This window comes from Vulcanisaeta sp. JCM 14467, from assembly GCF_001316245.1.
Classification (GTDB): Archaea; Thermoproteota; Thermoprotei; order Thermoproteales; family Thermocladiaceae; genus Vulcanisaeta.
Genome location: NZ_BBDM01000005.1, coordinates 69,140 through 90,454, shown reverse-complemented (window position 1 = coordinate 90,454; position 21,315 = coordinate 69,140). Strand labels below are relative to the sequence as shown.

General features: G+C 44.4%; 27 protein-coding genes and 3 pseudogenes. 7 read left to right on the top strand and 23 right to left on the bottom strand.

The window, feature by feature from the left end; genetic code table 11:
* The first annotated feature begins 2 nt into the window (after positions 1-2).
* The gene (locus tag JCM14467_RS06385) at positions 3-692 is read left to right on the top strand and encodes a uracil-DNA glycosylase (RefSeq protein ID WP_252900933.1); all 690 of its coding nucleotides are present in this window, start codon (positions 3-5) and stop codon (positions 690-692) included.
* Here the strand turns inward: JCM14467_RS06385 and JCM14467_RS19960 are convergent.
* The 10 genes and pseudogenes from JCM14467_RS19960 to JCM14467_RS16550 form a co-directional block, all read right to left on the bottom strand.
* The gene (locus JCM14467_RS19960) at positions 672-1,034 is read right to left on the bottom strand and encodes an acyl-CoA dehydrogenase family protein (RefSeq protein ID WP_342765488.1); all 363 of its coding nucleotides are present in this window, start codon (positions 1,032-1,034) and stop codon (positions 672-674) included. The two genes, JCM14467_RS06385 and JCM14467_RS19960, sit on opposite strands and share 21 nt — an antisense overlap.
* 40 nt (positions 1,035-1,074) lie before the next feature.
* On the bottom strand, positions 1,075-1,629 hold the full coding sequence (locus JCM14467_RS19955; protein ID WP_342765487.1) for an acyl-CoA dehydrogenase family protein: 555 nt from the start codon (positions 1,627-1,629) through the stop codon (positions 1,075-1,077).
* On the bottom strand, positions 1,586-1,831 hold the full coding sequence (locus tag JCM14467_RS19950) for an acyl-CoA dehydrogenase family protein (RefSeq protein ID WP_342765486.1): 246 nt from the start codon (positions 1,829-1,831) through the stop codon (positions 1,586-1,588). Before JCM14467_RS19950 ends, JCM14467_RS19955 begins: the two co-directional genes overlap by 44 nt.
* Positions 1,828-2,991, bottom strand: coding sequence for an acyl-CoA dehydrogenase family protein (locus JCM14467_RS06375; protein ID WP_054849534.1), 1,164 nt, complete (start codon positions 2,989-2,991; stop codon positions 1,828-1,830). Before JCM14467_RS06375 ends, JCM14467_RS19950 begins: the two co-directional genes overlap by 4 nt.
* 23 nt (positions 2,992-3,014) lie before the next feature.
* Positions 3,015-3,557: a hypothetical protein gene (locus JCM14467_RS06370; RefSeq protein ID WP_054849533.1), complete on the bottom strand. Its 543-nt coding sequence runs from the start codon at positions 3,555-3,557 to the stop codon at positions 3,015-3,017.
* A gap of 5 nt (positions 3,558-3,562) precedes the next feature.
* Positions 3,563-3,739 (bottom strand): hypothetical protein, encoded by a 177-nt coding sequence (locus tag JCM14467_RS16560; RefSeq protein WP_252900932.1) that lies wholly within the window; start codon positions 3,737-3,739, stop codon positions 3,563-3,565.
* A 148-nt stretch (positions 3,740-3,887) separates the two neighbouring features.
* The gene (locus JCM14467_RS06365) at positions 3,888-4,568 is read right to left on the bottom strand and encodes a DUF58 domain-containing protein (RefSeq protein ID WP_252900931.1); all 681 of its coding nucleotides are present in this window, start codon (positions 4,566-4,568) and stop codon (positions 3,888-3,890) included.
* Positions 4,569-4,651: 83 nt separating this feature from the next.
* Positions 4,652-5,595, bottom strand: a pseudogene (locus tag JCM14467_RS06360) (AAA family ATPase).
* A 41-nt stretch (positions 5,596-5,636) separates the two neighbouring features.
* Positions 5,637-6,629 carry a transglutaminase-like domain-containing protein gene (locus JCM14467_RS06355; protein WP_252900928.1) on the bottom strand — a complete coding sequence of 331 codons (993 nt, stop codon included), beginning with the start codon at positions 6,627-6,629 and terminating at the stop codon, positions 5,637-5,639.
* A gap of 17 nt (positions 6,630-6,646) precedes the next feature.
* Complete coding sequence (locus JCM14467_RS16550) at positions 6,647-6,880, bottom strand: hypothetical protein (RefSeq protein WP_252900927.1); 234 nt, start codon at positions 6,878-6,880, stop codon at positions 6,647-6,649.
* An 18-nt stretch (positions 6,881-6,898) separates the two neighbouring features.
* Here JCM14467_RS16550 and JCM14467_RS06350 point away from each other — a divergent pair, with 18 nt between their 5' ends.
* The 5 genes from JCM14467_RS06350 (at position 6,899) to JCM14467_RS16540 (ending at position 9,653) form a co-directional block, all read left to right on the top strand.
* Positions 6,899-7,780, top strand: coding sequence for a hypothetical protein (locus JCM14467_RS06350; protein ID WP_054849531.1), 882 nt, complete (start codon positions 6,899-6,901; stop codon positions 7,778-7,780).
* A gap of 15 nt (positions 7,781-7,795) precedes the next feature.
* Positions 7,796-8,449: a ribonuclease HII gene (gene rnhB, locus JCM14467_RS06345; protein WP_054849530.1), complete on the top strand. Its 654-nt coding sequence runs from the start codon at positions 7,796-7,798 to the stop codon at positions 8,447-8,449.
* 50 nt (positions 8,450-8,499) lie between these two features.
* Positions 8,500-8,748, top strand: coding sequence for a hypothetical protein (locus tag JCM14467_RS06340; RefSeq protein WP_054849529.1), 249 nt, complete (start codon positions 8,500-8,502; stop codon positions 8,746-8,748).
* A 96-nt stretch (positions 8,749-8,844) separates the two neighbouring features.
* A complete protein-coding gene (locus tag JCM14467_RS16545; protein WP_252900926.1) occupies positions 8,845-9,204 on the top strand; it encodes a nucleotide-binding protein in 360 nt (119 codons plus the stop codon).
* A complete protein-coding gene (locus JCM14467_RS16540; protein ID WP_252900925.1) occupies positions 9,201-9,653 on the top strand; it encodes a hypothetical protein in 453 nt (150 codons plus the stop codon). The genes JCM14467_RS16545 and JCM14467_RS16540 overlap by 4 nt, the downstream gene beginning before the upstream one ends.
* A 91-nt stretch (positions 9,654-9,744) precedes the next feature.
* Here the strand turns inward: JCM14467_RS16540 and JCM14467_RS16535 are convergent, their stop codons facing one another.
* From JCM14467_RS16535 to JCM14467_RS06280, 13 genes and pseudogenes are all read right to left on the bottom strand, one after another.
* Positions 9,745-10,812 (bottom strand): type II secretion system F family protein, encoded by a 1,068-nt coding sequence (locus JCM14467_RS16535; protein ID WP_252900924.1) that lies wholly within the window; start codon positions 10,810-10,812, stop codon positions 9,745-9,747.
* A gap of 103 nt (positions 10,813-10,915) precedes the next feature.
* Positions 10,916-11,509 (bottom strand): hypothetical protein, encoded by a 594-nt coding sequence (locus tag JCM14467_RS16530; RefSeq protein ID WP_252900923.1) that lies wholly within the window; start codon positions 11,507-11,509, stop codon positions 10,916-10,918.
* 36 nt (positions 11,510-11,545) lie between these two features.
* Positions 11,546-12,139 carry a LysE family translocator gene (locus JCM14467_RS06325; RefSeq protein WP_054849528.1) on the bottom strand — a complete coding sequence of 198 codons (594 nt, stop codon included), beginning with the start codon at positions 12,137-12,139 and terminating at the stop codon, positions 11,546-11,548.
* A 152-nt stretch (positions 12,140-12,291) separates the two neighbouring features.
* The gene (locus tag JCM14467_RS06320) at positions 12,292-13,407 is read right to left on the bottom strand and encodes a 4Fe-4S dicluster domain-containing protein (RefSeq protein WP_252900922.1); all 1,116 of its coding nucleotides are present in this window, start codon (positions 13,405-13,407) and stop codon (positions 12,292-12,294) included.
* A complete protein-coding gene (locus tag JCM14467_RS06315) occupies positions 13,400-13,693 on the bottom strand; it encodes a winged helix-turn-helix domain-containing protein (RefSeq protein WP_054849526.1) in 294 nt (97 codons plus the stop codon). Before JCM14467_RS06315 ends, JCM14467_RS06320 begins: the two co-directional genes overlap by 8 nt.
* The gene (locus JCM14467_RS06310) at positions 13,686-14,060 is read right to left on the bottom strand and encodes a 4Fe-4S dicluster domain-containing protein (protein WP_054849525.1); all 375 of its coding nucleotides are present in this window, start codon (positions 14,058-14,060) and stop codon (positions 13,686-13,688) included. The genes JCM14467_RS06315 and JCM14467_RS06310 overlap by 8 nt, the downstream gene beginning before the upstream one ends.
* 5 nt (positions 14,061-14,065) lie before the next feature.
* Positions 14,066-15,655 (bottom strand): CoB--CoM heterodisulfide reductase iron-sulfur subunit A family protein, encoded by a 1,590-nt coding sequence (locus JCM14467_RS06305; RefSeq protein ID WP_252900921.1) that lies wholly within the window; start codon positions 15,653-15,655, stop codon positions 14,066-14,068.
* A complete protein-coding gene (locus JCM14467_RS06300; RefSeq protein WP_054849574.1) occupies positions 15,642-17,021 on the bottom strand; it encodes an FAD-dependent oxidoreductase in 1,380 nt (459 codons plus the stop codon). The genes JCM14467_RS06305 and JCM14467_RS06300 overlap by 14 nt, the downstream gene beginning before the upstream one ends.
* A 78-nt stretch (positions 17,022-17,099) precedes the next feature.
* Positions 17,100-17,350, bottom strand: a pseudogene (locus JCM14467_RS19945) (hydrogenase iron-sulfur subunit); the annotation flags it as partial.
* A gap of 117 nt (positions 17,351-17,467) precedes the next feature.
* Positions 17,468-17,728 carry a sulfurtransferase TusA family protein gene (locus JCM14467_RS06295; protein WP_252900919.1) on the bottom strand — a complete coding sequence of 87 codons (261 nt, stop codon included), beginning with the start codon at positions 17,726-17,728 and terminating at the stop codon, positions 17,468-17,470.
* Between the two features lie 9 nt (positions 17,729-17,737).
* Entirely contained in the window at positions 17,738-18,160 is a 423-nt protein-coding gene (locus tag JCM14467_RS06290; RefSeq protein ID WP_252900918.1) for a DsrE/DsrF/DrsH-like family protein, read from the bottom strand.
* Positions 18,161-18,352: 192 nt separating this feature from the next.
* On the bottom strand, positions 18,353-19,117 hold the full coding sequence (locus tag JCM14467_RS06285; protein WP_054849523.1) for an ABC transporter permease: 765 nt from the start codon (positions 19,115-19,117) through the stop codon (positions 18,353-18,355).
* Between the two features lie 2 nt (positions 19,118-19,119).
* Positions 19,120-20,043 carry an ATP-binding cassette domain-containing protein gene (locus tag JCM14467_RS06280; RefSeq protein WP_252900917.1) on the bottom strand — a complete coding sequence of 308 codons (924 nt, stop codon included), beginning with the start codon at positions 20,041-20,043 and terminating at the stop codon, positions 19,120-19,122.
* A gap of 212 nt (positions 20,044-20,255) precedes the next feature.
* On the opposite strand from JCM14467_RS06280, the pseudogene JCM14467_RS06275 reads away from it, so the two are divergent.
* Positions 20,256-21,004: pseudogene (locus tag JCM14467_RS06275) on the top strand (SDR family NAD(P)-dependent oxidoreductase).
* Positions 21,005-21,315 lie beyond the last annotated feature (311 nt).

The window sequence follows — 21,315 nt, the reverse complement described above, 5'->3', positions numbered from 1 at the left end:
GTTTGGCTATTGTGGCCGTGGATTGGTACAGCGACTTCATTAGCAGGTTAATAACCTGTAGGGCATGCCCAAGGCTCGTGAGCTATAGGGAGAGTGTTAAGCCACTGCCGAAGTTCATAGGTGAGACGTATTGGAGGAGGCCCGTACCACCGTGGGGTGACTTACCCAACGCTAGAATAATGATAGTTGGCCTGGCACCAGCCGCGCATGGTGGGAATAGGACTGGCAGGATGTTCACGGGCGATAGCTCGGCCCAATTTTTATTCAGGGCATTGTATGAGACTGGGCTGTCCAGTAAGCCGTATAGTGTCTCGAGGGATGATGGAGTGATCGTTAGGTGCATATACATAACGTCCGTGGTAAAGTGTGCGCCGCCGAATAATAGGCCTACTGGTGAGGAAATCCATACATGCGTGGGTAATTGGTTTAGGTATGAGATTGAGCGCATTAGGCCTAGGGCTATTGTGGCACTCGGCCATATCGCCTTCGAGGGTGTTAAGCTGGCCCTTGGCTTCAGGGCCGAGTTTTGGCATGGTGGTTACGTAGACTTTAACGGTGTCAGGATATTCATGAGTTACCACCCAAGCCCGAGGAATACCAACACTGGTAGGTTGAAGCTGGAGGACTTGGTTCGTATTTTGAGGATGGCAATGGAGTACGCTGGCTGCGGATCAACCCAAGTATCTGCTTAACCATTTATAAATAACCATTCTCTGGACCTCGTTTGTGCCCTCGCCAATCTCCATTAGCTTGGCATCTCTATAGATCCTATTCAACTTACTATTGCTCCATACGCCATAGGCACCCGTTAATTGCACAGCCCTCCTAATTACATCCATTCCCAGGAGCACCGACGTTAACTTAGCTATTGATGCGAGGGCGTAGTAGTCATCGTACTTACGATCAATGTGCAGGGCTGCGTCATACACTATGGATCTCATGGTCTCTATGTACGCCATCATGTCGGCGAGTTGGAATTGAATCCATTCATGATTGGTTAATGGCTGGTCAAAGACCCTCCTACCTTGACCCACTCCAGGGCCTCCATTAACGCCGCCTCCGCGAGGCCGAGGGTTACCGAGCTACGGCTATCCTGCCCAGGTTCAGTGCTTCCATGGCTATTTTGAAGCCCTCATTAACCTTACCTACTACGTCGTCATCACTTACAACACAATCATTAAATGTTAATTCGGAGGTTCCCGTACCCCTTATACCCATGACGTTTATTGGGCTCGCCTCGATGCACTTATTCCTCCTTACTAGGAATGCTGTTATTGCCCTATGCCTAGCCTCCTTAGGGCCTGTCCTCGTGAATACTATATACACATCGGCATAGAGTCCCTGGGTTATCCACATCTTCTTACCATTTATAACCCACTCACCACCCCTCCTCTCAGCACGCGTCTCAATCGCCGCCGCATCACTGCCACAACAAGGTTCACTAAGGGCGAATGAACCTATTAACTCACCCCTGGCTAACTTAGGTACGAGTTCCTCCCTCATCTGCTTATTGCCATAGGTGTAGAATGCATCCGTTACCAGGAATCCCTGCACCTCTGTCAATATCCCCATTGAGCCACTATACCTAGATATCACCTCGATAGATAATGCCGTACCGAGCACATCCATTCCATAACCGCCATATTCCCTTGGCAATATTGGCGATAATGCACCATTTTTTTCCTAATTCCCTGATAGCTTCACGTGGGTAGTAATTCTCCCTATCAATCTTGTCGGCAATGGGTTCAATAAACCTTCTACTTAAATCATCCACTAACTCCACAAACTTCTCATGCTCCTTCGTTAGTGATGGATGCCTTATCGGTATCATAGTTCTACCTCCGGTAGTCCCCTTGTTAATATTCTATGGATCACTATCCTCTGGGCCTCGTTCGTACCCTCTGCAATCTCAAGGACCTTGGCATCACGGTAAGCCCTCTCTGAGAAACTCTCCTTTGAGTATCCAAATCCACCAAGTATTTGTACACCATCCCTCGCTATCTCAACCGCCATCTGGGCCGTGTATAACTTGGCTATTGAGGAGTATAGTACGAATGATGGGTCCTTATTGTCGTAGAGCCAGGCGGCCTTGTATGTTATTGTTCTGCCAATCTCGAGCTTAGTCTTCATGTCTGCTAACTGGAATTGAATCCACTCCCAATCAATTAGTGGCTTGCCAAATGCGGTCCTCGTCTTAGCCCACTCCAACGCCTCGTCAAGGACTCCCTGGGATAGGCCCACGGCAACGCCTGATATGCCAATCCTAGCTAAGTCGAGCGTAACCATGGCTATTTTGAAGCCCTCATTAACCTTACCTACTACGTCGTCATCACTTACAACACAATCATTGAACTTGACCTCAGCCTCACCTGCACCTCTCATACCCATCATCTCCAACTTACTAACCTCAATACAGGCACTCCTTTTCACGAGGAATGCCGTTATTGCCTTATGCCTAGCATCCTTAGGACCAGTCCTGGCGAAGAGCAGGTAGATGTCAGCGTAGGCTCCCTGGGTAATCCAGATCTTCCTGCCGTTGATAACCCACTCACCGCCCCTCCTCTCAGCACGCGTCTCAATGGCAGCTGCGTCGGTGCCGCAGCAGGGCTCGGTCAAGGCATACGATGCAACCCACTCACCACTGGCGATCTTCGGTAGTATCTCCTCCTTCTGCCTATTATTGCCGTACTTAAGCAGGGCATAGACTATGTTGTCATTCACGATCTCGGTAATAAAACCGAGGGTTGGGCTGTATCGGCTTAACTCCTCAACAACAACCACGCTGCCTCTGAGGTCAATGCCTGGACCACCGTACTCGGGTGGGGCTGATGGTGTTAGGAAGCCCTGCTTTGCGAGCTCCTTAATTAGGTCCCTTGGGTAGTAATCCTCTAGATCCATTTTCCTGGCTATGGGCGCTATGTACCTCTCGGCGAACTCCTTCACGCTGCTCCTAATGAGCTGGTGCTCCTCCGTTAGGAAGGGATCCGGCATATAAAATTCATAACAATGCCATATTAATAAGTATTACTAGGAGTTAGCACTTTCTTACTTAAACATATTATTAGTAATACTATGACTATTGAGATTATAAATAATGAGAGGTACCAAGTGAATAAAACCATAAATAAGTCTGCGTTGATACCAACCTCCTTAATCAGTGGCATGAGAGTATTAAGTACCGAGAGTTTTGTGAGTATTCTCTTTAATATGTATGATAGGTATATTATGAGTAGGGATAGAATTAGGGAGTAGGGCTCAAGTGCCTTAATCATTAGTAAATATAGGATGATACTTATCACCAGTGTAATTACATAAGGTATTGTGAATGTTATTGCCGATATTAGGAAACCTATTACCGTTAATAATGCTGCGTTAAGCATGTATAAGTACTTACCATACGCTGGCTTGTATGAGACCACCACCATTGAAAGGACATTAATCATTATCCCAAGGAATGCCATACCCGAGTATTGGCCGTACTGCGTCAGCATAAGCTCCAGTACCAACCATATAATACTGATTAACATGTATGAAACATAGTCATTAAGTCTTACCATACGTATCAACCATTACTCACCTCAAGACCTAACAAAACAGCCCTATTATTGCCTATGGTGTTGATTAACCTATTTACGTCGTCAATTGATGGTTCATCATTTATGGGCACCTTAATATAGGCTACGTCAAGTAATTCGTCCTCGTTAAAGTACTTACGAAAATACGCTGGTAAATTAATCAACGTATTATCCTCGCCAAGCTCCTAAGTACGCTAATCCTTACTTCACGCTCCAGGTAAGGAATATCGCCTTTACCCACTACCTTCTCCCTAACGTAGTCCCTACGTATAAGTATGACCCTAACCTCACCACAGTACTGGGATGAATCGCTTATTGCCTGTAGGGCTCATCAATTGGTCTTTCACCATCCCGCGGCATTAACATTCTTGACGATACGTTTAATACGAATACTGGGCATGAACCGTAGTCGCCCCTATTAATCATCATTAATTCACCAACTCTCGCGCTCGTTAACCAGTGTATTGATGATGCGGATCTCTCGTAATCATATATAGATAACGACTTAAAATCGCCCAGCCTACCCTCCATTGATAACCCACGCTCTGTGTAACCTCCAATGCCCACCTTACCAATAGCGCCAATGGACTGTCTTGGCATTATGGTGACGCTAACACCATTGCAGGTAAGTAATCTCTGAATTGTCAAAAGCCCTAGTGAATCCCTTAACTCCATTATTCCGCCAATGATCCTGGCATACCCAATCCACCTACCCGTTAATTTAATTGTAAACTCATCATTAATTCTAACCCTCAACGTATCAGATTGTATGTGGGGTGAATGAACAAGGTTAAGGGTTATCTCCCACCGCATTGGTATTTTTGACGAAATCCTTGCATTAATTATTACTGATGAGCCTACCGTGAGCTCCACACCGACCTGCTCAAAGGTTAGCTGTGAATACAACGCCGTTATTATCGCCAGTAAATACCACGATAGTACATATGATGTAAATACGATGAAGAGTACTAATCCAAAGTACATGCCAAACAAGTTATTAGTTAATAACCCAATGTAAGTGATACCAGAGAGTATGAGGTATATGACCAATAACCTATTGCTTGGTATTGTGCGTATCATGATCTACGAAGCACCCTCTCCATGAGGGGTGTCGGCACCTGCTGGAGCAACTGCCTAATTAATACGGTACTATCAGTGCCGAGAGTTATAACCCTATGATTCAAGACGTACGGCGCCAGTAACTTCACGTCATCAGGTATTACGTAATCCCTACCATCAAGCAACGCCCAAGCCCTAACCAACTTACTAAGTACCTGGCAGCCCTTGGGCTTGCGCCGAGCTTAACGTCACGGGTGTTCCTAGTGGCCCTTATTAGGTTCACTATGTACCTAGTTATTGATCGATCAACATACACCGAGCGCATCAGGGATTGGAGCGTATCAATCTCCTCCTTACTCACGACGGTATTTATTGAATTCACGTTACCAAGGTCTATGTCCTCGGCTATCTTAAGCTCAATATCCTCACTTGGGTATCCTAGTTTTATTCTTATCATGAATCTGTCGAGTTGTGCTTCGGGTAGTGGGTATGTGCCTTCAAGCTCAATAGGATTCTGGGTTGCTATTATCATGAACGGCCGGGGCAATTCGTAGGACTTACCGCCAATTGTTACCTGGCCCTCCTGCATAGCCTCAAGAAGAGCAGACTGAACCTTAGGAGGAGCCCTATTAACCTCATCAGCAAGGACTATATTGGCGAATATGGGCCCAAATCTAACCTCAAAGTCGCCGATCTTTGGGTTGAAAATTAACGAACCAGTTATGTCGCTGGGCAGGAGGTCTGGCGTGAATTGGACTCGGCTGAAGGATAGGCCAAGGGCCTTCGCGAAGGCCTTGACCAGCGTGGTCTTGGCAAGCCCTGGGTAACCCTCGATCAGCGCATGCCCACCTGCTATTAAGCATGCAAAGAGTAGCTTAACTTCCTGCTCATAACCAATCACGGACTTGGAAACCTCCCTCAGGAGCCTATCCACGATTTGTCTCGCATCTGACGTATTCATCATTGATTACCTAACAATAATGAGCAGGCGTTATTTTAAATTCAGCGCGCCCTTACATGGCTTATTAACACGTATATCAGGTAACCCATTACCCAGGGCAAAACAAGTACCAAGCCAATTATTACTGAGGATGTAACACTCGAGATATTAATACCCATTGATGGCTTACCATAGATTGGGAATGGAGTGAACATAACCCAGCCATTAACAAATGCCTCATCCCATAAAATGCTCATTCCTGAATTAAATATGTAAACACCATTACCATCACTAACACCATAAAATCCCAGGGCCGCCCTAGTCGGTATACCGTAGTACCTCAATACTGTCATAACCAATGCAGTAAAGTCGATAATAGAGCCCTTACCAGCACTAAGTACATTGCCTGGGCCCACGGAGTATGTAGAGAGGACATACTTACCACTGGCTAATACATAGAATACCCTATTGACTATCACGACTGGGTTACTAGGCTTCTCGATGCTAAATATCTTCGTAATAATTGAGCCGGGTATCACGATACCAGTGGGTCCCAAGTACTCAATTACATATAAGAAATTTGGACTACCAACGCTCATTAACTTCCTACAGACATACATCGTGTAGTTCACCTCACCAATTGGCGATTCAGCAATGATAATATCCCCGGGCTCAAGGAGCATGAGCTCCGTCTGCGGTTGCACACTCACTATTGATACATTACTCACGTAGTACGATATTGGCGGCTGGGTGTTAACAATGACGGGTATTGGTACGATCCTCACAGGTTCACTAAACGTCGCATTTATAGAGTAGCTGACGCAGTCATATCCATTACCGAACCATATGGTTAATGGTGGTTTCGTCGCATTAACAGTTACTAAGGATAGCGTATTCACTAAAGTTCCATTACTATACTCATTAAAAACAAGGTACCTCAGGTAGATGGGCACCTTGGACTGCACGATGGCCTCAAACCCCGTGTAATTACCCAGGGATAATACCGTGGGTATTGACACGGATTTGTAGGCAATGACGGGGGTGAAGTAGCCCACGAATGTTAAGTGGCTTATCAGCCGTGGTAAGTACCAACAAGTGTTAAATTATCCACCTTGAGCAGGCCTGCGAAGATACCCTCATAAACACCCTGAGGAATCATTAGGTATCCCGTGATGTTCTTAAACGATAGTTGATAAACGTTTATTGAGAACGCAGTGCCAACGTAGGTTATTGACGCATTGATGGGTATGTATGATGAGCTTCCCTGCAATAGCTCAAGTAACAAAAGCATTATTAACAAATTCATATTGCTAAGTTATTAGTAATGCCAATTAATAAATCATTGGCACTCAGGGCTTTGATAATTACGCTCATCTTATTATCTATTTTCCTCTCATCGGCCAACACCGCCAGTGGTGGGTATGTTGGATTTTACAGCACCATTAACTGGCCGGTAATAAGTGTGTCAATAGTTAATGGTACACAGACAAGCAGTGGTGTGATCATAGTGATATCACCGAGAGAAATACCGAGCCAACAATATGAAGCCTTTACAGGTATTGGCTTAATAGGTGGTGATTACCTCCTGGTTAATGGTATTATTTATGCTAATGGCACAATAAGCATTGCAGAATTCGTGCCAGTAAATACATCGGTAAGCCCAGGCATAACTGGTAGTAAGACCACTACACAGTCGAGTATTAATATCACGGCGTACCCATCGGACTATGAGTTAATTGGGCAGCGAGCATACCACGTAGGTCAATTGGTGAGGGAATCCTCGATTAATACTATTATGGCGATAAATACTAATACATCAGCGATTTATAATGGACATAAACAGTTGATGAGCGTGCAGTCCGGTAATATTCATACTAAGAGTACGAAGGCACGGAATACCTACGCAGTTATCTATGTAATGATCAATTTCTCATTAATCGCAACAATAGCACTAATTGCATTATTAATGATAGCGCCAATACTCAGGTACCAAGTATATGATAACAGAGAATGTATCAATGAATTATTTATTAGATTCGTGAGAAGGCTCGGTGTTAAGGACCCATCGTTAACCCATAGGGACATTCGAAACTACTTAATGAGGTATTCTGGAGTTAATAATGAGGCTATTGATAAGGCGATTTATTATTACGAACTCGCAGTCTATGGGAATAAGCCATTAAGTGTGAGGAATTTAAGAAGGTGATTAGGGAGGCTGTCAATGCAGGTTCTCGTGGGAGGTATTGACGAGGCAGGTAGGGGGCCTGTCATTGGGCCCATGGTCATGGCAATAGCCATTACGAATGATATGGATAAGCTACGGGCTATGGGTGTTAGGGATTCCAAGGAATTGAGTTCAGTTGGTAGGGCCCGTTTATTTTCAATTATTAAATCAATGCTGATTTACGTGGATTACGAGGTCATAGAGCCCAGGATTATTGATGATTACGTATACATGAACGCCCTGAACATACTCGAGGCTGAGGTAGCCACTAAGTTAATTAATAGGGCATTGGGCAGGGTATTGCTCAAGGTAGTGTATATTGATTCACCTGACCCAAGGCCCGAGAGATTTAGGGACATTATCAAGAAGAATGTTGGAAGTAATGTCGAGGTTGTGGCAATGAATAATGCGGATAAATTAATACCAGTGGTGTCCGCGGCGAGCATTGTGGCTAAGGTGGTTAGGGATTCGATAATTGAGAAATTGCATAAGGAATACGGGGACTTTGGGAGTGGCTATCCGAGTGATCCAAGGACCATCGCATTCCTCAGGGATTGGGTAAGGAGGTATGGCAACTTGCCGCCCATTGTTAGGAGGAGTTGGTCCACGGTGAGGAAACTGCTTAGTAATGGCCTGGATAGGTACTTATGATTAATGTGATTAATTAAGTATAAATACTCAAGGAATTACTAGCTATATCAATGAGGACAAGCCTAATGGTTGCAATAATCGGATTGGTATTTATGGTTATTGGGTTCGTTCTATCCGCAATGGTTAATAACGTATTACTCCCATCATCACTATTCATAATAGGATTCCTACTAAACATCCTGGGCATACTAATGATAAATAGGGACATTGAGAACCTACTCGTTAGAATCAAGATGGAGAGTAATAAGCCGAGCCCTGATGACATTAAGAAAAGGCCACTTAAAAAGCCGAGGAGGTAATTTTACCCAGTGTCAGCCTTTACATACATCTATCGATCATAGACTTTGGTAATTTTTATTTACTAACTTAATATTTATTATATAACTGGTGATTCTGTGAAGAAGATACTAATCACAAGCGGCACTAAGGGCGGCACTGGCAAGACCACGATAGCTGTGAACATGGCCATCATACTAGCCTACGAATTGAGAAATAGAGCCCAATACCCGGTCGTACTCATAGACCTAGGCCTAGATAGTGGCACTGCAACCCTATTAATGCTTGGTAATATTGAGGAGAAAATGCCATATACACTGGCTGATTACTTCATGGGCAAGATACCTGACCCATTATCAACGTTCTACGTAAAGACCTGGCAAATAGATGATGACACATTTAAGCTGGTCTTCACGGCATCCATAAGTCAATACCCAAGCCAAGTCAAGGTAGATAGTACCTACTCAAGGGATTATTGAACACTATCGAGGCGATTTCGCCACTATACGTGATCATTGATACGCCAGCCCTCGGCCTATCCTATGACACATTAACAACCCTGCTTGAAGCCAGCACGAACGTAGTATTAATAGCCATACCCGACCACAGCAGTTTAAAGGCCGTTGGTAATGTGGTTAATCTAATGCATGACCTGAAGGCAAGCAATAAATTGTTGAAGCCGATATTGAATATGTTGAATATTAAGTACCCCATTGACGCAGTGAGTGGTTATCCATGGACGAAACTCCTCAGGGACGTGGTTGGCATTGAACCGCACGTTATTCCATACGATGACTTATTCCCAATAGTTAGGCAGGCACTGGAAATAGAGAGTCTTAAACTATCATTTTATGAGTCACCTGCCCTCGACTCAATTTTTAAGTACATAGACTATTTAATGGAGACAGTACCGCCAAGCCAGGCCTAATAGGGTAGGCTTGTTGATGGCGCTGACATGGCTCCAAACAGTGCGTTTGCTAGGAATGGCGACATGGCATAGACAATAACCACCATTAGTGTCAGCACCACTGCATGCCTAAACCAAGTGATAACTCACCCTCACCAAGCTTACCAGCTATTAACCCCATTATGAATGAGTCAATAGTTATCGTGAATGAGAACGAAGTAGCCAGCAAATTAATCAATGGATTAGAAGTCGGCCCACCAGCGGCAACACCGCCAGGACCGACCCTCGTGACTATAGCAACCACTGAGAATATGAGGACTATCAACGTCACTATTAATATAACTGCGCCAATATACGGCACATACCTAAGAGGCCTCAACCTAGCCCTCATATTCTCCTGAACACTAACTATTGACGATGCAAAACTAGCAAGCATATCGAGGACCTGCGGTGATGCGCCACCGAGGTCTATCGTCTCGGTGAGTAGGAATGTGAAAACCTTTGAGTAGTAACTGTGGAGTTTCGACATTATTGATGATAGGACCTCCCTAATTGGTACACCATACCTAATCTGCCTAACCATCGTGTCCAGGTACTTATCGAAGGCACCGTACCTCCTGGTATACCTGAGGGTCTCGAAGGTCTTCTCTGGCGTGAAGCCACTCTTCCTAAGCTCGGTCACGTCCCTAAGGAACTCTGCATACTCCCTATCAATCTCCCACCTCTCACCAACAACCCTCATCGAGTATATGGCCGTGGGCACGAAGGACAGGGCCAGGGTTAAGCCAAAAACTACGGTGAAGTCCAGCGGTATTGGTAAGCCACGGACATACATCCTACTACTCAGGTCCCTATGAAAGAGCACCACATACTCAAAAACACCGAGTGCGACGGCCACGGCCATGGAGACTCCAGCCCACTTGTAAGGCCTGTAATCGGTGTATGGTGATCTGAAGGTAGAGACCTCACCGAGGTATATGAATGCCACGGATATGGCGGGCACGACGAATAAGCCAAACATGTAGTTCGAGTTTATTGCCTGCATGAATGCTGCATACCTATTACCAAACGGCGTCACTGCCTGGGCTAGGTAGAGCACATCGAGACCAATTAGGAGTATTGCGGCTGACCCTATGTAGCTCTCCATGAGCATTCCGAGAAACTCGGCAGCCCTATTCATTCTCTCAATGGCGTTGCTGACGATATCATGTAGCCTAGTGTTTATGTAATGTACTACGTCACCGCCAGTCCTGACCGTGGTTATGTAGCCACTAATGAACTCCCTAAGCTCTACTTTCGATTACTGAGGATACGTTTGACAATGCCGTCAATGGGTCCTCACCAAAGACCTTAAACCTAATGTACGCCCACCTAGCCACCCTACCCATTACCTCAAGTATCTTCGCCTCCGCAATCCTCTCCACAGCCCTGAACACGGAAAGCCCCGAATTAGTTATTGCAGAGACGTACGCCACAAAGAATGGTAATTCCGTATCAACCTTAAAGGCCAGGTCACTGGCGGTTATCCTTGGCATTCCGATCATCATTTCATAGACTATCAGTGGCATGAATATGAGGACAACACCCATTATTATTAATACGAGGTCCCTAATACCGTACTGTGTCGAGAGGAGGAGTCTCATTTTAAGCAGGATTAATGCATTATTTAGGTTCAACATGATTAACATTACACCAAGTGGGGCCGTTATTGCGAGCATTACCACCGTTATGAATAAGACCCTGGCTAAATAACGCTCAGGGCTTGTGAAGGATAATGACGAGGCAAGGCTCCTCTCTAACCTCTCATAAATCCTTGTACCCCTTAACCTTAGGATTAATGGTCCCATAGCCGATAAAGCCAATTCGTCCAGGTCCACATTCTATTTTATAATTTCAACCTTATAAATTTACCTCTAAATGAAGTGAGACAAGGCATAAATGAAAATGTAAACTGCAAAGGCAAGGATACCAATTGCGGAGACTAACTTAATGGCGAAGTCAACCCTAGACCCGCCATAAACCTTACCAACATAGACGACATATGGGAACGCAAAGACCCAAATAAGTATGGCGAGGAACAAACCGGCGATGCTGAAGATGCCAAAGATGCTCATGAAGGATAAACCAGCGGTGAGCCACCAAAATACTTGGTATGGATTCGTTAAGCCCATGGAAATACCCATCACGTAATTAAGCAATGGAGACCTCTTACCACCGGAATTCCTTGACGAGAACGTGGACCTAAGTATCGACACCGCCAGGTAAGCCATGACACCAAAACCAACAAAGTAAAGGTAATACACATAGTGACCCAGGACCTTAGAGAAGAGGTAGGTAATGACCATGAGTACGCCATCAGCGGTCATAGCGCCAAGGCCCACGCTAGTCCCATGCATCGGCGAACGCGTGGCCTCAGCAGCTATCAACGCATTCATTGGGCCTGGAGGAACGGCAAGTAGAAAACCAAAGATCATTCCAAGCACGAAATCATAAAATTGCTGAAACATTGCAAGGCAAATTAATGCCTAAAAATAAAAATTACGTGTAAGTGCCAATTAATGAGTGATGAGGTAGAACCCAACAGATCATGAAGAGTACTTGACCGACTGATGCTTAGTAATTAAAAATAAAATTGATATCATTAGTTTTTTTAGTTAAATTATGCCGTGACCTGCACAGTCCTTGCCTTGGATAAGTCATTAAGTCTTGTGAAGTATATAGCGAAGGGTCTATATGCTAAGTGTGACCATTTTGCAAAGGGCACCTCTAACACCAATAGTGGCGTTACAAGGCCAAGATGCACCGTATACGCTATGTAGGTCTCCATCGGTAATCCCATGTACTTAAATGCATCAATTAACACCCCAGTAATCACTACGAGGTATAGTAGTGTTAAGAAGAACCAATCCGTGGAGTGGGAGTATTGCCTCATCACTGTGTCCTTCCTTAAGCGACCATAAATGGCATAGCCAGCGCCAATAAGTAGTGCTGCTGAGGCTATGTATCCACCGAGCCTTATTGGACTATATATTGGGTAAAGTACGTTTGTCTGGAATAAATCTAAAAACACTACTACGAATATGAATATTGTTGCGTAGCCATAAACAATTAGTATATGCATTATCCAGTTCAGGGTGTTCCTATTGCACTTTAACATCCTAATTTGTGTTAGGAAGTGCGGCACTACGGTCCTTACAAACTCCTTAATGTAGGCTGTGAAGGGTATATTCCTGGCCATAACCGTGAGTCTATACATCCTATAAACATTGGTTAACAATAGGGCGGAGAGCACCACTAATATAACTATGTCACCTAGTTCAACAATATGTGGTGGCAGGAAGGAGTCTAGATCCACCCTCGTGAGGATGATAGGCCCGTGCACTAGGTATATACTAAGTACCGTAACGGTAAAGAGAAGGATTGTTGAGATTAACTCCACTACTTTTGACCTGTAAAATCTCCTCGAAAAACCTGTAAAATCGTAATGCGTCGTTAAATACCTTCTAACAGCCATCATGAAGCCAGCCGGATCTGCACCTCTTGGGCATGACTGCGTACACTCACCACAGTAGTAGCATAGCCAGGGCTCGGTACTCGAGATTAGCTTATCTTCGAGACCAAGGATTGCATACCTTATTATCTTCCTTGGAAATTCATGCCCCTCTTGAGCTAAGGGACAGGTCGCTGTACAGACACCGCAACTATAACAAGCCGATATATCGAATGCCCCAAGCTCCTTTAATTCATCTATTAGTTTAGGATTTACCTTAGCCATGAGCCTCACCCCTTAATCTATACTTGTAATAACCGTCATCAGTCTTTTCAGTTGGTTCCACTATACCATACTTAAACAGAGTCATGAGATGCCAGAAGACTATATTCTCAGGTAACCCTGTCTTTAAGGAGATGTCCTTAACCGTTAGCTCGCCGTCTTTTCTTAAGCAATTAATTATCTTACTTCTTATGGTCGTTATTTCCCTAACGTACTCCGTAAGCTCCTTAGGCGGTTGAATCCCCAACTCCCTCTTTAGTTTATCCAATGTGAACTCCCTCTTAGACATAGGCACCACCTGCCGCCTTTATCATATTCTCAATCTGCACATTCTTGAGACCCTTAAGTTGAATAGCACCACTTGGACATACAGCCACGCAAGCCCCACAACCCTTACAAAGCGCCTCATTTACCCATGCCTTCCTGCCACCCGCGTGGTCCTTAATCACGATGGCACCGTATGGACACTCACCCACGCATAACCCGGAACCTCTGCATCTCTCTAGGTCAACAAAGGCAACAAAGGGTTCTAACTCAGTGTATCCCTTAAGGACTAGTGACATTACCTTTGCCGCAGCCGCCGATGCTGATGCCAAGGTCTCACTGATACCACGTGGTGCCTGTGCGGTACCCGCAATAAATATTCCACTTAACATGGTCTCTACGGGCCTAAGTTAGGATGAACCTCCTGGAGAAAGCCATCTGTGCCCCTAGAAATCTTCAATTTTTCTGCAATATCCGCAGTACCATCTGATGGCTCCATACCTGTGACAAGAACCACTAAGTCAACAGGTAGCTCCAATTCCATGTGCTCGGTCAAGACATCCTTGACCTTAACAATAGGCTTACCATTTATATACGTGACCTGCGGCTCACCCTCATCAATATCATACTTTATTATAATTTGCCCCTGCCTACTAGCCTCCTCAAACAATAATTCATTTACTCCATAAGACCTAACATCCCTAACTACATGATAGATAGTGACGCCCTTCAGAAATTCCTTAATGGTCACTGCAACATCTAATGCAGCTATGCAGCAATACCTAGAACAATACTCATTTGCCTTCCTACCCTCCTCCCTTCTCTGTCTACTCCCCACACAATAAATGAAGGCTATGCTCCTTGGTCTCTTACCATTAATAACTACATCACCATACCTATTAATAATGCCCACCAACTCCTGTAACGTAACCACACCAGGCAATCCATACCCATACTCACCCTTTTCAGGCTTGTACGGCTTAAAACCTGTGGCTACCACTATCGCACCAACCTTCAAATGAATAATTTGCGACTCCTGAGAGAGATCAACCTTATTGCATACCTTAGTACATAAGCCGCATTTATCGCATAGTGCCATGTCTATAGCTGGTATTTCAGGATAAGCACCATTAAATGGAGGAAGCATTATTGCTGTTCTCTCCGAGACCCCATAACTAAACTCATCCCTGGTCTTTCTTGGACATATCTTTTTAAGTTCCTCAATCTCATATTCATTAGGCTTACCTCTAAAATAACGTGGATTCACCCTAATGGTAACATCGAAGTTACCCACATAACCAGACACATTCTCCACCTCGGCATTCGTGTATATCGCTACATTACCCATCTTCCTAAGCCTCTCTATTAATTCTCTCACTATATCAATAGCCGTTTTCTCATAGGGAAATACCTTAACCCTACCTATTCTAGCGGCATTACCGCCAAGGAACGGAGCACGCTCAACAAGGTATACGGTTAGACCCGACTCTGCCAGGTCTAGTGCCGCTCTTAACCCGGCAATACCACCACCAATCACGAGCACCGAACGTTCACAATTCACCCTAATCTTACTAAGAGGCTCAGCATGTCTTAAGTACGCTATAGCTGCCTTGATCTGCCTTACCGCCTTATTCGTAGCCTCCTCCTTATTATCCTCATGAACCCACGAACACTCCTCCCTAATATCAACATGATAATACATATACGGATTACCACCAGCCCTCGTTATTGCCGCCCTAAATGTCGCCTCATGAAGCCTCGGAGAACATGAAGCAACAACAACCGCGTTTACCTTACCACTCCTTATATCATCCTCAATCAATTTCTGACCAGCCTCGGAACACATGAACATAAAGTCCCTAGCAACTACTACGTCCTTTTCCTTACGAACCTCCTCAACGACTTTCTTTACATTAACAACATCAGAAATATTACCACCACAGTGACACACATATACCCCAATCCTGATCTTATTACCTCCCTCCATTAGCGACCACCTCAACCGGTACTACCTTCTCCTGCCTAAGTGACCTTAAGTAAGCCGCACACCTCGCAGCGGCTGAGGCAGCCTCAAGTATCGTATCAGGTATATCCTTAGGGCCTGTCGCGCAACCCGCCGCGAATATACCCTCTACGTTTGTCTGTGTTGGTGCTGATGGGTCAGTTACTATAAACCCTAATTCATCTACGGCTATCTTTGCACCATGAATCTTCGAGAGAATATCATCATTATTTGGCAATAGACCTACTGATAAAACCACTAGGTCATGCTCTGCCAACTTCACTTTACCCTCATCAATATCTTCATAAATTACCCTAACATTACCATTGGGTAATCCCTCAATCCTAGCCACCCTACCGCGCACAAACTTAACACCCATTGCCTTTGCCTTTTGGTAAAACTCCTCGAATCCCTTACCATAAGCCCTTATATCCATGTAATAAATAGTCACGTCAGCAAGCGGTAATGCACCAAGTATTAACTGGGCCTGCTTTATTGAATACATGCAACAGACCTGGGAGCACCTTGGGTTACCTACAGTCCTATCTCTAGATCCGACACAAAGCACATACCCAATGCTACTCGGCTCCTTGCCATCTGATGGCCTAAGCACTGAGTTAAATGGTCTCGTTGGTGACAATAACCTCTCCATCTGCATCGCGGTTATTACATTAGGGACCTTACCATAACCATACTGTACCTTTCTCTCCGCAGGAAATAACCTATACCCAGTTGCTATTATTATTGCATGTGCTTTAACCCTATATATCCTGGGTCTCTGCGTAAAGTCAATGGCACTAGCAGGACATGCCCTCTCACACTGCCCGCAGAATATGCATTTGTCTATGTCAATTACGGCCTTCTTCGGCACGGCGGTATCGAATGGAATGTATGCAGCCTTCCTTCCTCTAAGGCCATAATCATACTCCTTAGGTAAAATTACGGGGCAAACCTCCTCACAAGTACCACAACCTGTGCATAGATCCTCATTAACAAATCTCGGCTTTCTCAATATGGTAATCTCAAAATCACCCCTGCCCTTAACATCAATCCTAGTAATTTCGGAATAAGTCCACAAGTCTATATTTGGGTGATGAGCCACGGCAGCCATTTTGGGGGTTGAAATACAACTTGCACAATCAAGTGTTGGAAACACCTTACTCAGCAGAAACATCTTACCTCCAATAGTGGGTTCCCTCTCAACAAGTAATACCTTAAACCCCATCTCAGCTAGGTCAAGTGAAGCCTCCATACCAGCAATACCACCACCAATCACCACAACATCGTACTCGAAAGAACCTTGGACTAGCTCCGCCCTCTCAAGGATCTTCTGCGATATATCACCTCCCATGGCCCTCACCCTGATCGGCCCCAATTCCACTAACCTGGAATAGAAATCATTTATTAACCTAGAAAACGCCTCACCACATACGGAGCAAATAGCAGCCATCTTAACCCTCTCAGGCTCTATACCCTTACCACTCAATAATTCCTGTGCCTCCTTAACATGCCTTGCAGTCCTCTCCGTACAATCCCTTAGGTATGGGCAATCCGTACCATCAGCCGCCACAAAAACCCCATCAAAACCACTCTCGAGCGCCAATACAATCCACTTAGGCTTATCATTGATGAACATGGGACTTTAATAATAGTTGTCTGAGCAGGGTATCTCAGGTGCATTAAACCTGCCGAGCATACCCCAGGGTCTGAGATTATGTTAGTTGTGAAAATAAGAATTTGTGGATTTAATTTTTTTAAGACCCATCCCGTGCCACCCCACCCATTACTTCATTCTCTTTACGAATATTCTCCAGTAACCTGGCTCCTCAATCGTGCTAGGTATACATGCCCCATCTTCTTAGCCCAGAGAGGTAGATCTCTCTTTGTACCCGGATCTGATGAAAGGACCTCAAGTATACCTCCAATTGGTACCTCCGTTATTGCCTGCTTCGCAGCAAGTAGGGGGCCAGGGCATGACATACCCCTGGCATCCACAGTCTTACTTGGCTTGAGCTTCCTGAGCTCCTCCGGACTTAATTCACCCTTTATCTCGCTCATACTCATCACCTACACGAAGAGTGTTATGTCGGCCTCAGACATCTTCTCCACCCACTCACCAGCGCCTATTATGTCATCAACTAAGTCAACGAAATCCTCCTTCTTGGCATTCCATATAGATGCTGCCGTGGAGCAAACATAGATCTTCAAGTTCCCCGTCTTCTTAGCCTCCCTCAATAAATCAACCCATGATGGTAACTTTAATTCCTGCAACCTCCTAGCAACCTCAGAACTTAGGTTCTGAAACTCGCTGAAGTTCATGTTCCTCTGAATAATATCCTTCCTAAAGGCATACGCACCCCACAATTGTAGGAATAACTCAACCTCCATACCCATGGCCACCGCACCAGAAACAAGTATGGCCAACCCCGTTAATCTATCCACACTACCTGAGAATACGGAAACCGCCATCTTCTTCTGTTTACTACCCATATTATCACCGGTTTTTATGATATTCAAGTGAATAATAAACCGTATTTCACGTCAAATGTAGAATAACAAAGATGTTTTAACGCTTAGTAATATTATCAAGAGATAATAAGTTGGTTTAATGTTATAATTCTAAGTTAAATTGTTATATTAATTATTCATATCTATACATTTCTAAACATTGCACATTTTACCTTACTCAATTATTCTCTTAAATTCGATAGATGCTAATATGATGAATAACACCGTAAATATTATCAAGGCCAGTAAATCAATTACCAATCCATTAAGGACGCCTATTATCATTGTTTTTCTTAAGGCATCAACAGCGTAAGTCAGTGGATTTATGAGTACGATAACCCTGATAGGCGTAGGCATGATGCTTATCGGGTATATGGCATTACTCGCAAAGAAGAGTGGCATTGTTATCGCCTGACCAATCCCCATAAACCTCTCCCTAGTCTTCATGTATGAGGCTATCCATATTGAGAAAGCCGAGAATCCAATGGCAGTAATCACCACTATGAATAATGAAAGCAATAAATAGGCTGGGTTAGGCTCAACCCTGACACCTAACGCTAGGGCTATTGGCGTTATTATTACAAACTGAAACAACGCCCTAATTATCGATGCAGAGGATCTACCAAGTACAATAGAAATTCGAGAGACAGGCATCGTTAATAACTTCTTTAAAATCCCAGACTCCCTCTCCCAAACGATTGTTAAACCGTAAAATATGGATACGAAGGTCACAGACTGCATAATCACGCCAGGCGTTATGAAAGCAACATAGGGAATACCATTAGTGGGTAATGCCCTAACCCTAGCCATCACGGGGCCAAAGACGACAAGCCAAAGTATTGGCTGAACAGCCCTTGTGTAAAGCTCAGTCCTATTGTACTTAAGCCTACGTGCCTCAAGCTCCACAAAGGCAAGTATAGCGTTAATAAAACTACTCATACTCAACCCCTCATCACAGCCCTCCTAACTGCCCTTAACTCACTCACCTTACCCTCAACCTCACTAATCCTCTTTCCAACATACTTCAGGAATACGTCATCAAGCGTCGACTTATGCACCGATACCCTCCTTATCGATATACCATGATTAAAGATAGTATTTATTAATATGGGCAGTGACTCATCCGCATCTCTCACCATAACCCTAACAGTACCCTCATCAACAACATTAACATCCATAACGCCATCACCAACCTCCTTCAATACCTTCACAGTTAATTCAGCATTGTTAACTATGAACTCAACGACATCATTACTGACGGAACCCTTCAACTCATCAATAGTACCCAGCGCAATAACCTTACCCCTATTGAGTAACGCAGCCCTTCTAGCGTACGCCTCCACCTCATCCATGTAATGAGAATTAAAGAAGATGGTAATGCCCCTTTCCTTATTAAGCCCAATCAACTTCTCCCACACAAGTCTCCTAGCCGCTGGGTCTAAACCAACCGTTGGCTCATCCAGGAATAAAACCTCAGGCTCAATAATCAATGCAGCTGCAATTTCTAACCTCCTAATCATACCACCTGAGTACGTACTAACCAATCTATTTGCAGCATCCGTTAGATCCATGAGCTCCAAAACCTCCCTAATCCTCCTACGAGCCTCATTACCAGTCACACCATAAACCTTTGAGTAAATGATTAGGTTTTCATAACCAGTTAAATCCATCCAATCACTGAACTCCTGAGGAACATAACCAATAACCCTCCGGACTTCATCACCCTCCTTAACCACGTCATAGCCCATAACATAAGCCGAGCCTGAGGTTGGCCTTATCTGTGTCGTTAATATCCTCATTAACGTTGTCTTACCAGCACCATTAGGGCCAAGCACGGCAAAGACCTCACCCTTGTTTACACTCAATGAAACACCATCAAGGCCCTTACACCATTATTATAGACCTTTACCAAATCGTGCACCTCAATAACCTGCATAGGAACCGATTATGCGAAGAAACAGACATCGCCTAAATTACTTACTCTCGATATTTGCATATTTATAAGACTAAAACTCCAATCTCCCTTATTAATTTACAGACTAGGTAAAACTTAAAATGATTAAAGTAATCATATATTATGCCAACACTAAGGAATAAGGTTGCAATAGTTACGGGGGCTGGTCAGGGAATTGGTAGGAGTATAGCCCTTAGGCTGGCGAGGGATGGGGCCATTGTCGTAGTGACGGACATAACGGGTAAGGAGAATGAAACCCTTAACGAAATAAAGAGCTTGGGTGGTCAGGGAATGGCATTGAGACTCGATGTGACTGATTTAAGGATGGCTGAGGACGTGGCTAAGAGGTTTATGATACGTATGGTCATATTGACATTCTCGTGAATAATGCAGGGATATACCCATTCAAGCCATTCCTTGAGATGACGTTTGATGATTGGTATAAGGTAATTAATGTGAATTTGAATGGTACATTCAACGTAACTAAGGCCGTAGTTCCCTACATGATTAAGCAAAAGTACGGTAGGATAATAAACATATCATCAATAGCGGGAAACGTCATGGGCTTCGCGGGGCTAACACACTATAGCGCATCTAAGGCGGGCATCGTCGGCTTTACCAGAGCTCTAGCCCTGGAATTAGCCCGTTACGGAATAACAGTAAACGCAATAGCACCTGGCGCAGTTAAGACCCCGGGTGCGATGCAACCTGGCAGTGAAGAACAAATGAAGATGATGGAACAGGTAATACCGCTGGGGAGGCTTGCCGAGCCCGAGGATATCGCATCGGTAGTTGCATTCTTAGCTTCGGACGAGGCGGGCTACATCACGGGGGCCTTAGTAATTGTTGATGGTGGTTGGACCATAACATGAGAAGCACTAAGACTTAAAACACGATACAACGGTAATTCACTCAAGGTGCCTTTCTAGCCAGCTTATAGCTAGTTCGACCCACTTGGCTACGTGTGGGTTAAGCTGTTGGGCATTTGAGACTGTGGTCTTGTCAGCAAGTGAAAGTCTGCGGGCTCCTCTCTCAAAGACGTGGAATTTAAATGGTACTTTATTCCTAGCTAAGGCATTAACATAATTTATTATGCTCTCTACTGGGACTATATCATCCGCTGTGGTCCATATGAATGTTAGAGGAGTATTTCATCAACATAGTATGTTGCACTTAATTTCCT

Excerpts from the sequence above, each read along its gene's own strand:
- JCM14467_RS19955 (WP_342765487.1), bottom strand. The coding sequence starts at position 1,629 with ATGGATGTGCTCGGTACGGCATTATCTATCGAGGTGATATCTAGGTAT.
- JCM14467_RS19950 (WP_342765486.1), bottom strand. The coding sequence starts at position 1,831 with ATGATACCGATAAGGCATCCATCACTAACGAAGGAGCATGAGAAGTTT.
- JCM14467_RS06375 (WP_054849534.1), bottom strand. The coding sequence starts at position 2,991 with ATGCCGGATCCCTTCCTAACGGAGGAGCACCAGCTCATTAGGAGCAGC.
- JCM14467_RS06370 (WP_054849533.1), bottom strand. The coding sequence starts at position 3,557 with ATGGTAAGACTTAATGACTATGTTTCATACATGTTAATCAGTATTATA.
- JCM14467_RS16550 (WP_252900927.1), bottom strand. The coding sequence starts at position 6,880 with ATGAATTTGTTAATAATGCTTTTGTTACTTGAGCTATTGCAGGGAAGC.
- JCM14467_RS06350 (WP_054849531.1), top strand. The coding sequence starts at position 6,899 with ATGCCAATTAATAAATCATTGGCACTCAGGGCTTTGATAATTACGCTC.
- rnhB (WP_054849530.1), top strand. The coding sequence starts at position 7,796 with ATGCAGGTTCTCGTGGGAGGTATTGACGAGGCAGGTAGGGGGCCTGTC.
- JCM14467_RS06340 (WP_054849529.1), top strand. The coding sequence starts at position 8,500 with ATGAGGACAAGCCTAATGGTTGCAATAATCGGATTGGTATTTATGGTT.
- JCM14467_RS16535 (WP_252900924.1), bottom strand. The coding sequence starts at position 10,812 with ATGAATAGGGCTGCCGAGTTTCTCGGAATGCTCATGGAGAGCTACATA.
- JCM14467_RS06325 (WP_054849528.1), bottom strand. The coding sequence starts at position 12,139 with ATGTTTCAGCAATTTTATGATTTCGTGCTTGGAATGATCTTTGGTTTT.
- JCM14467_RS06320 (WP_252900922.1), bottom strand. The coding sequence starts at position 13,407 with ATGGCTAAGGTAAATCCTAAACTAATAGATGAATTAAAGGAGCTTGGG.
- JCM14467_RS06315 (WP_054849526.1), bottom strand. The coding sequence starts at position 13,693 with ATGTCTAAGAGGGAGTTCACATTGGATAAACTAAAGAGGGAGTTGGGG.
- JCM14467_RS06310 (WP_054849525.1), bottom strand. The coding sequence starts at position 14,060 with ATGTTAAGTGGAATATTTATTGCGGGTACCGCACAGGCACCACGTGGT.
- JCM14467_RS06305 (WP_252900921.1), bottom strand. The coding sequence starts at position 15,655 with ATGGAGGGAGGTAATAAGATCAGGATTGGGGTATATGTGTGTCACTGT.
- JCM14467_RS06300 (WP_054849574.1), bottom strand. The coding sequence starts at position 17,021 with ATGGGAGGTGATATATCGCAGAAGATCCTTGAGAGGGCGGAGCTAGTC.
- JCM14467_RS06295 (WP_252900919.1), bottom strand. The coding sequence starts at position 17,728 with ATGAGCGAGATAAAGGGTGAATTAAGTCCGGAGGAGCTCAGGAAGCTC.
- JCM14467_RS06290 (WP_252900918.1), bottom strand. The coding sequence starts at position 18,160 with ATGGGTAGTAAACAGAAGAAGATGGCGGTTTCCGTATTCTCAGGTAGT.
- JCM14467_RS06285 (WP_054849523.1), bottom strand. The coding sequence starts at position 19,117 with ATGAGTAGTTTTATTAACGCTATACTTGCCTTTGTGGAGCTTGAGGCA.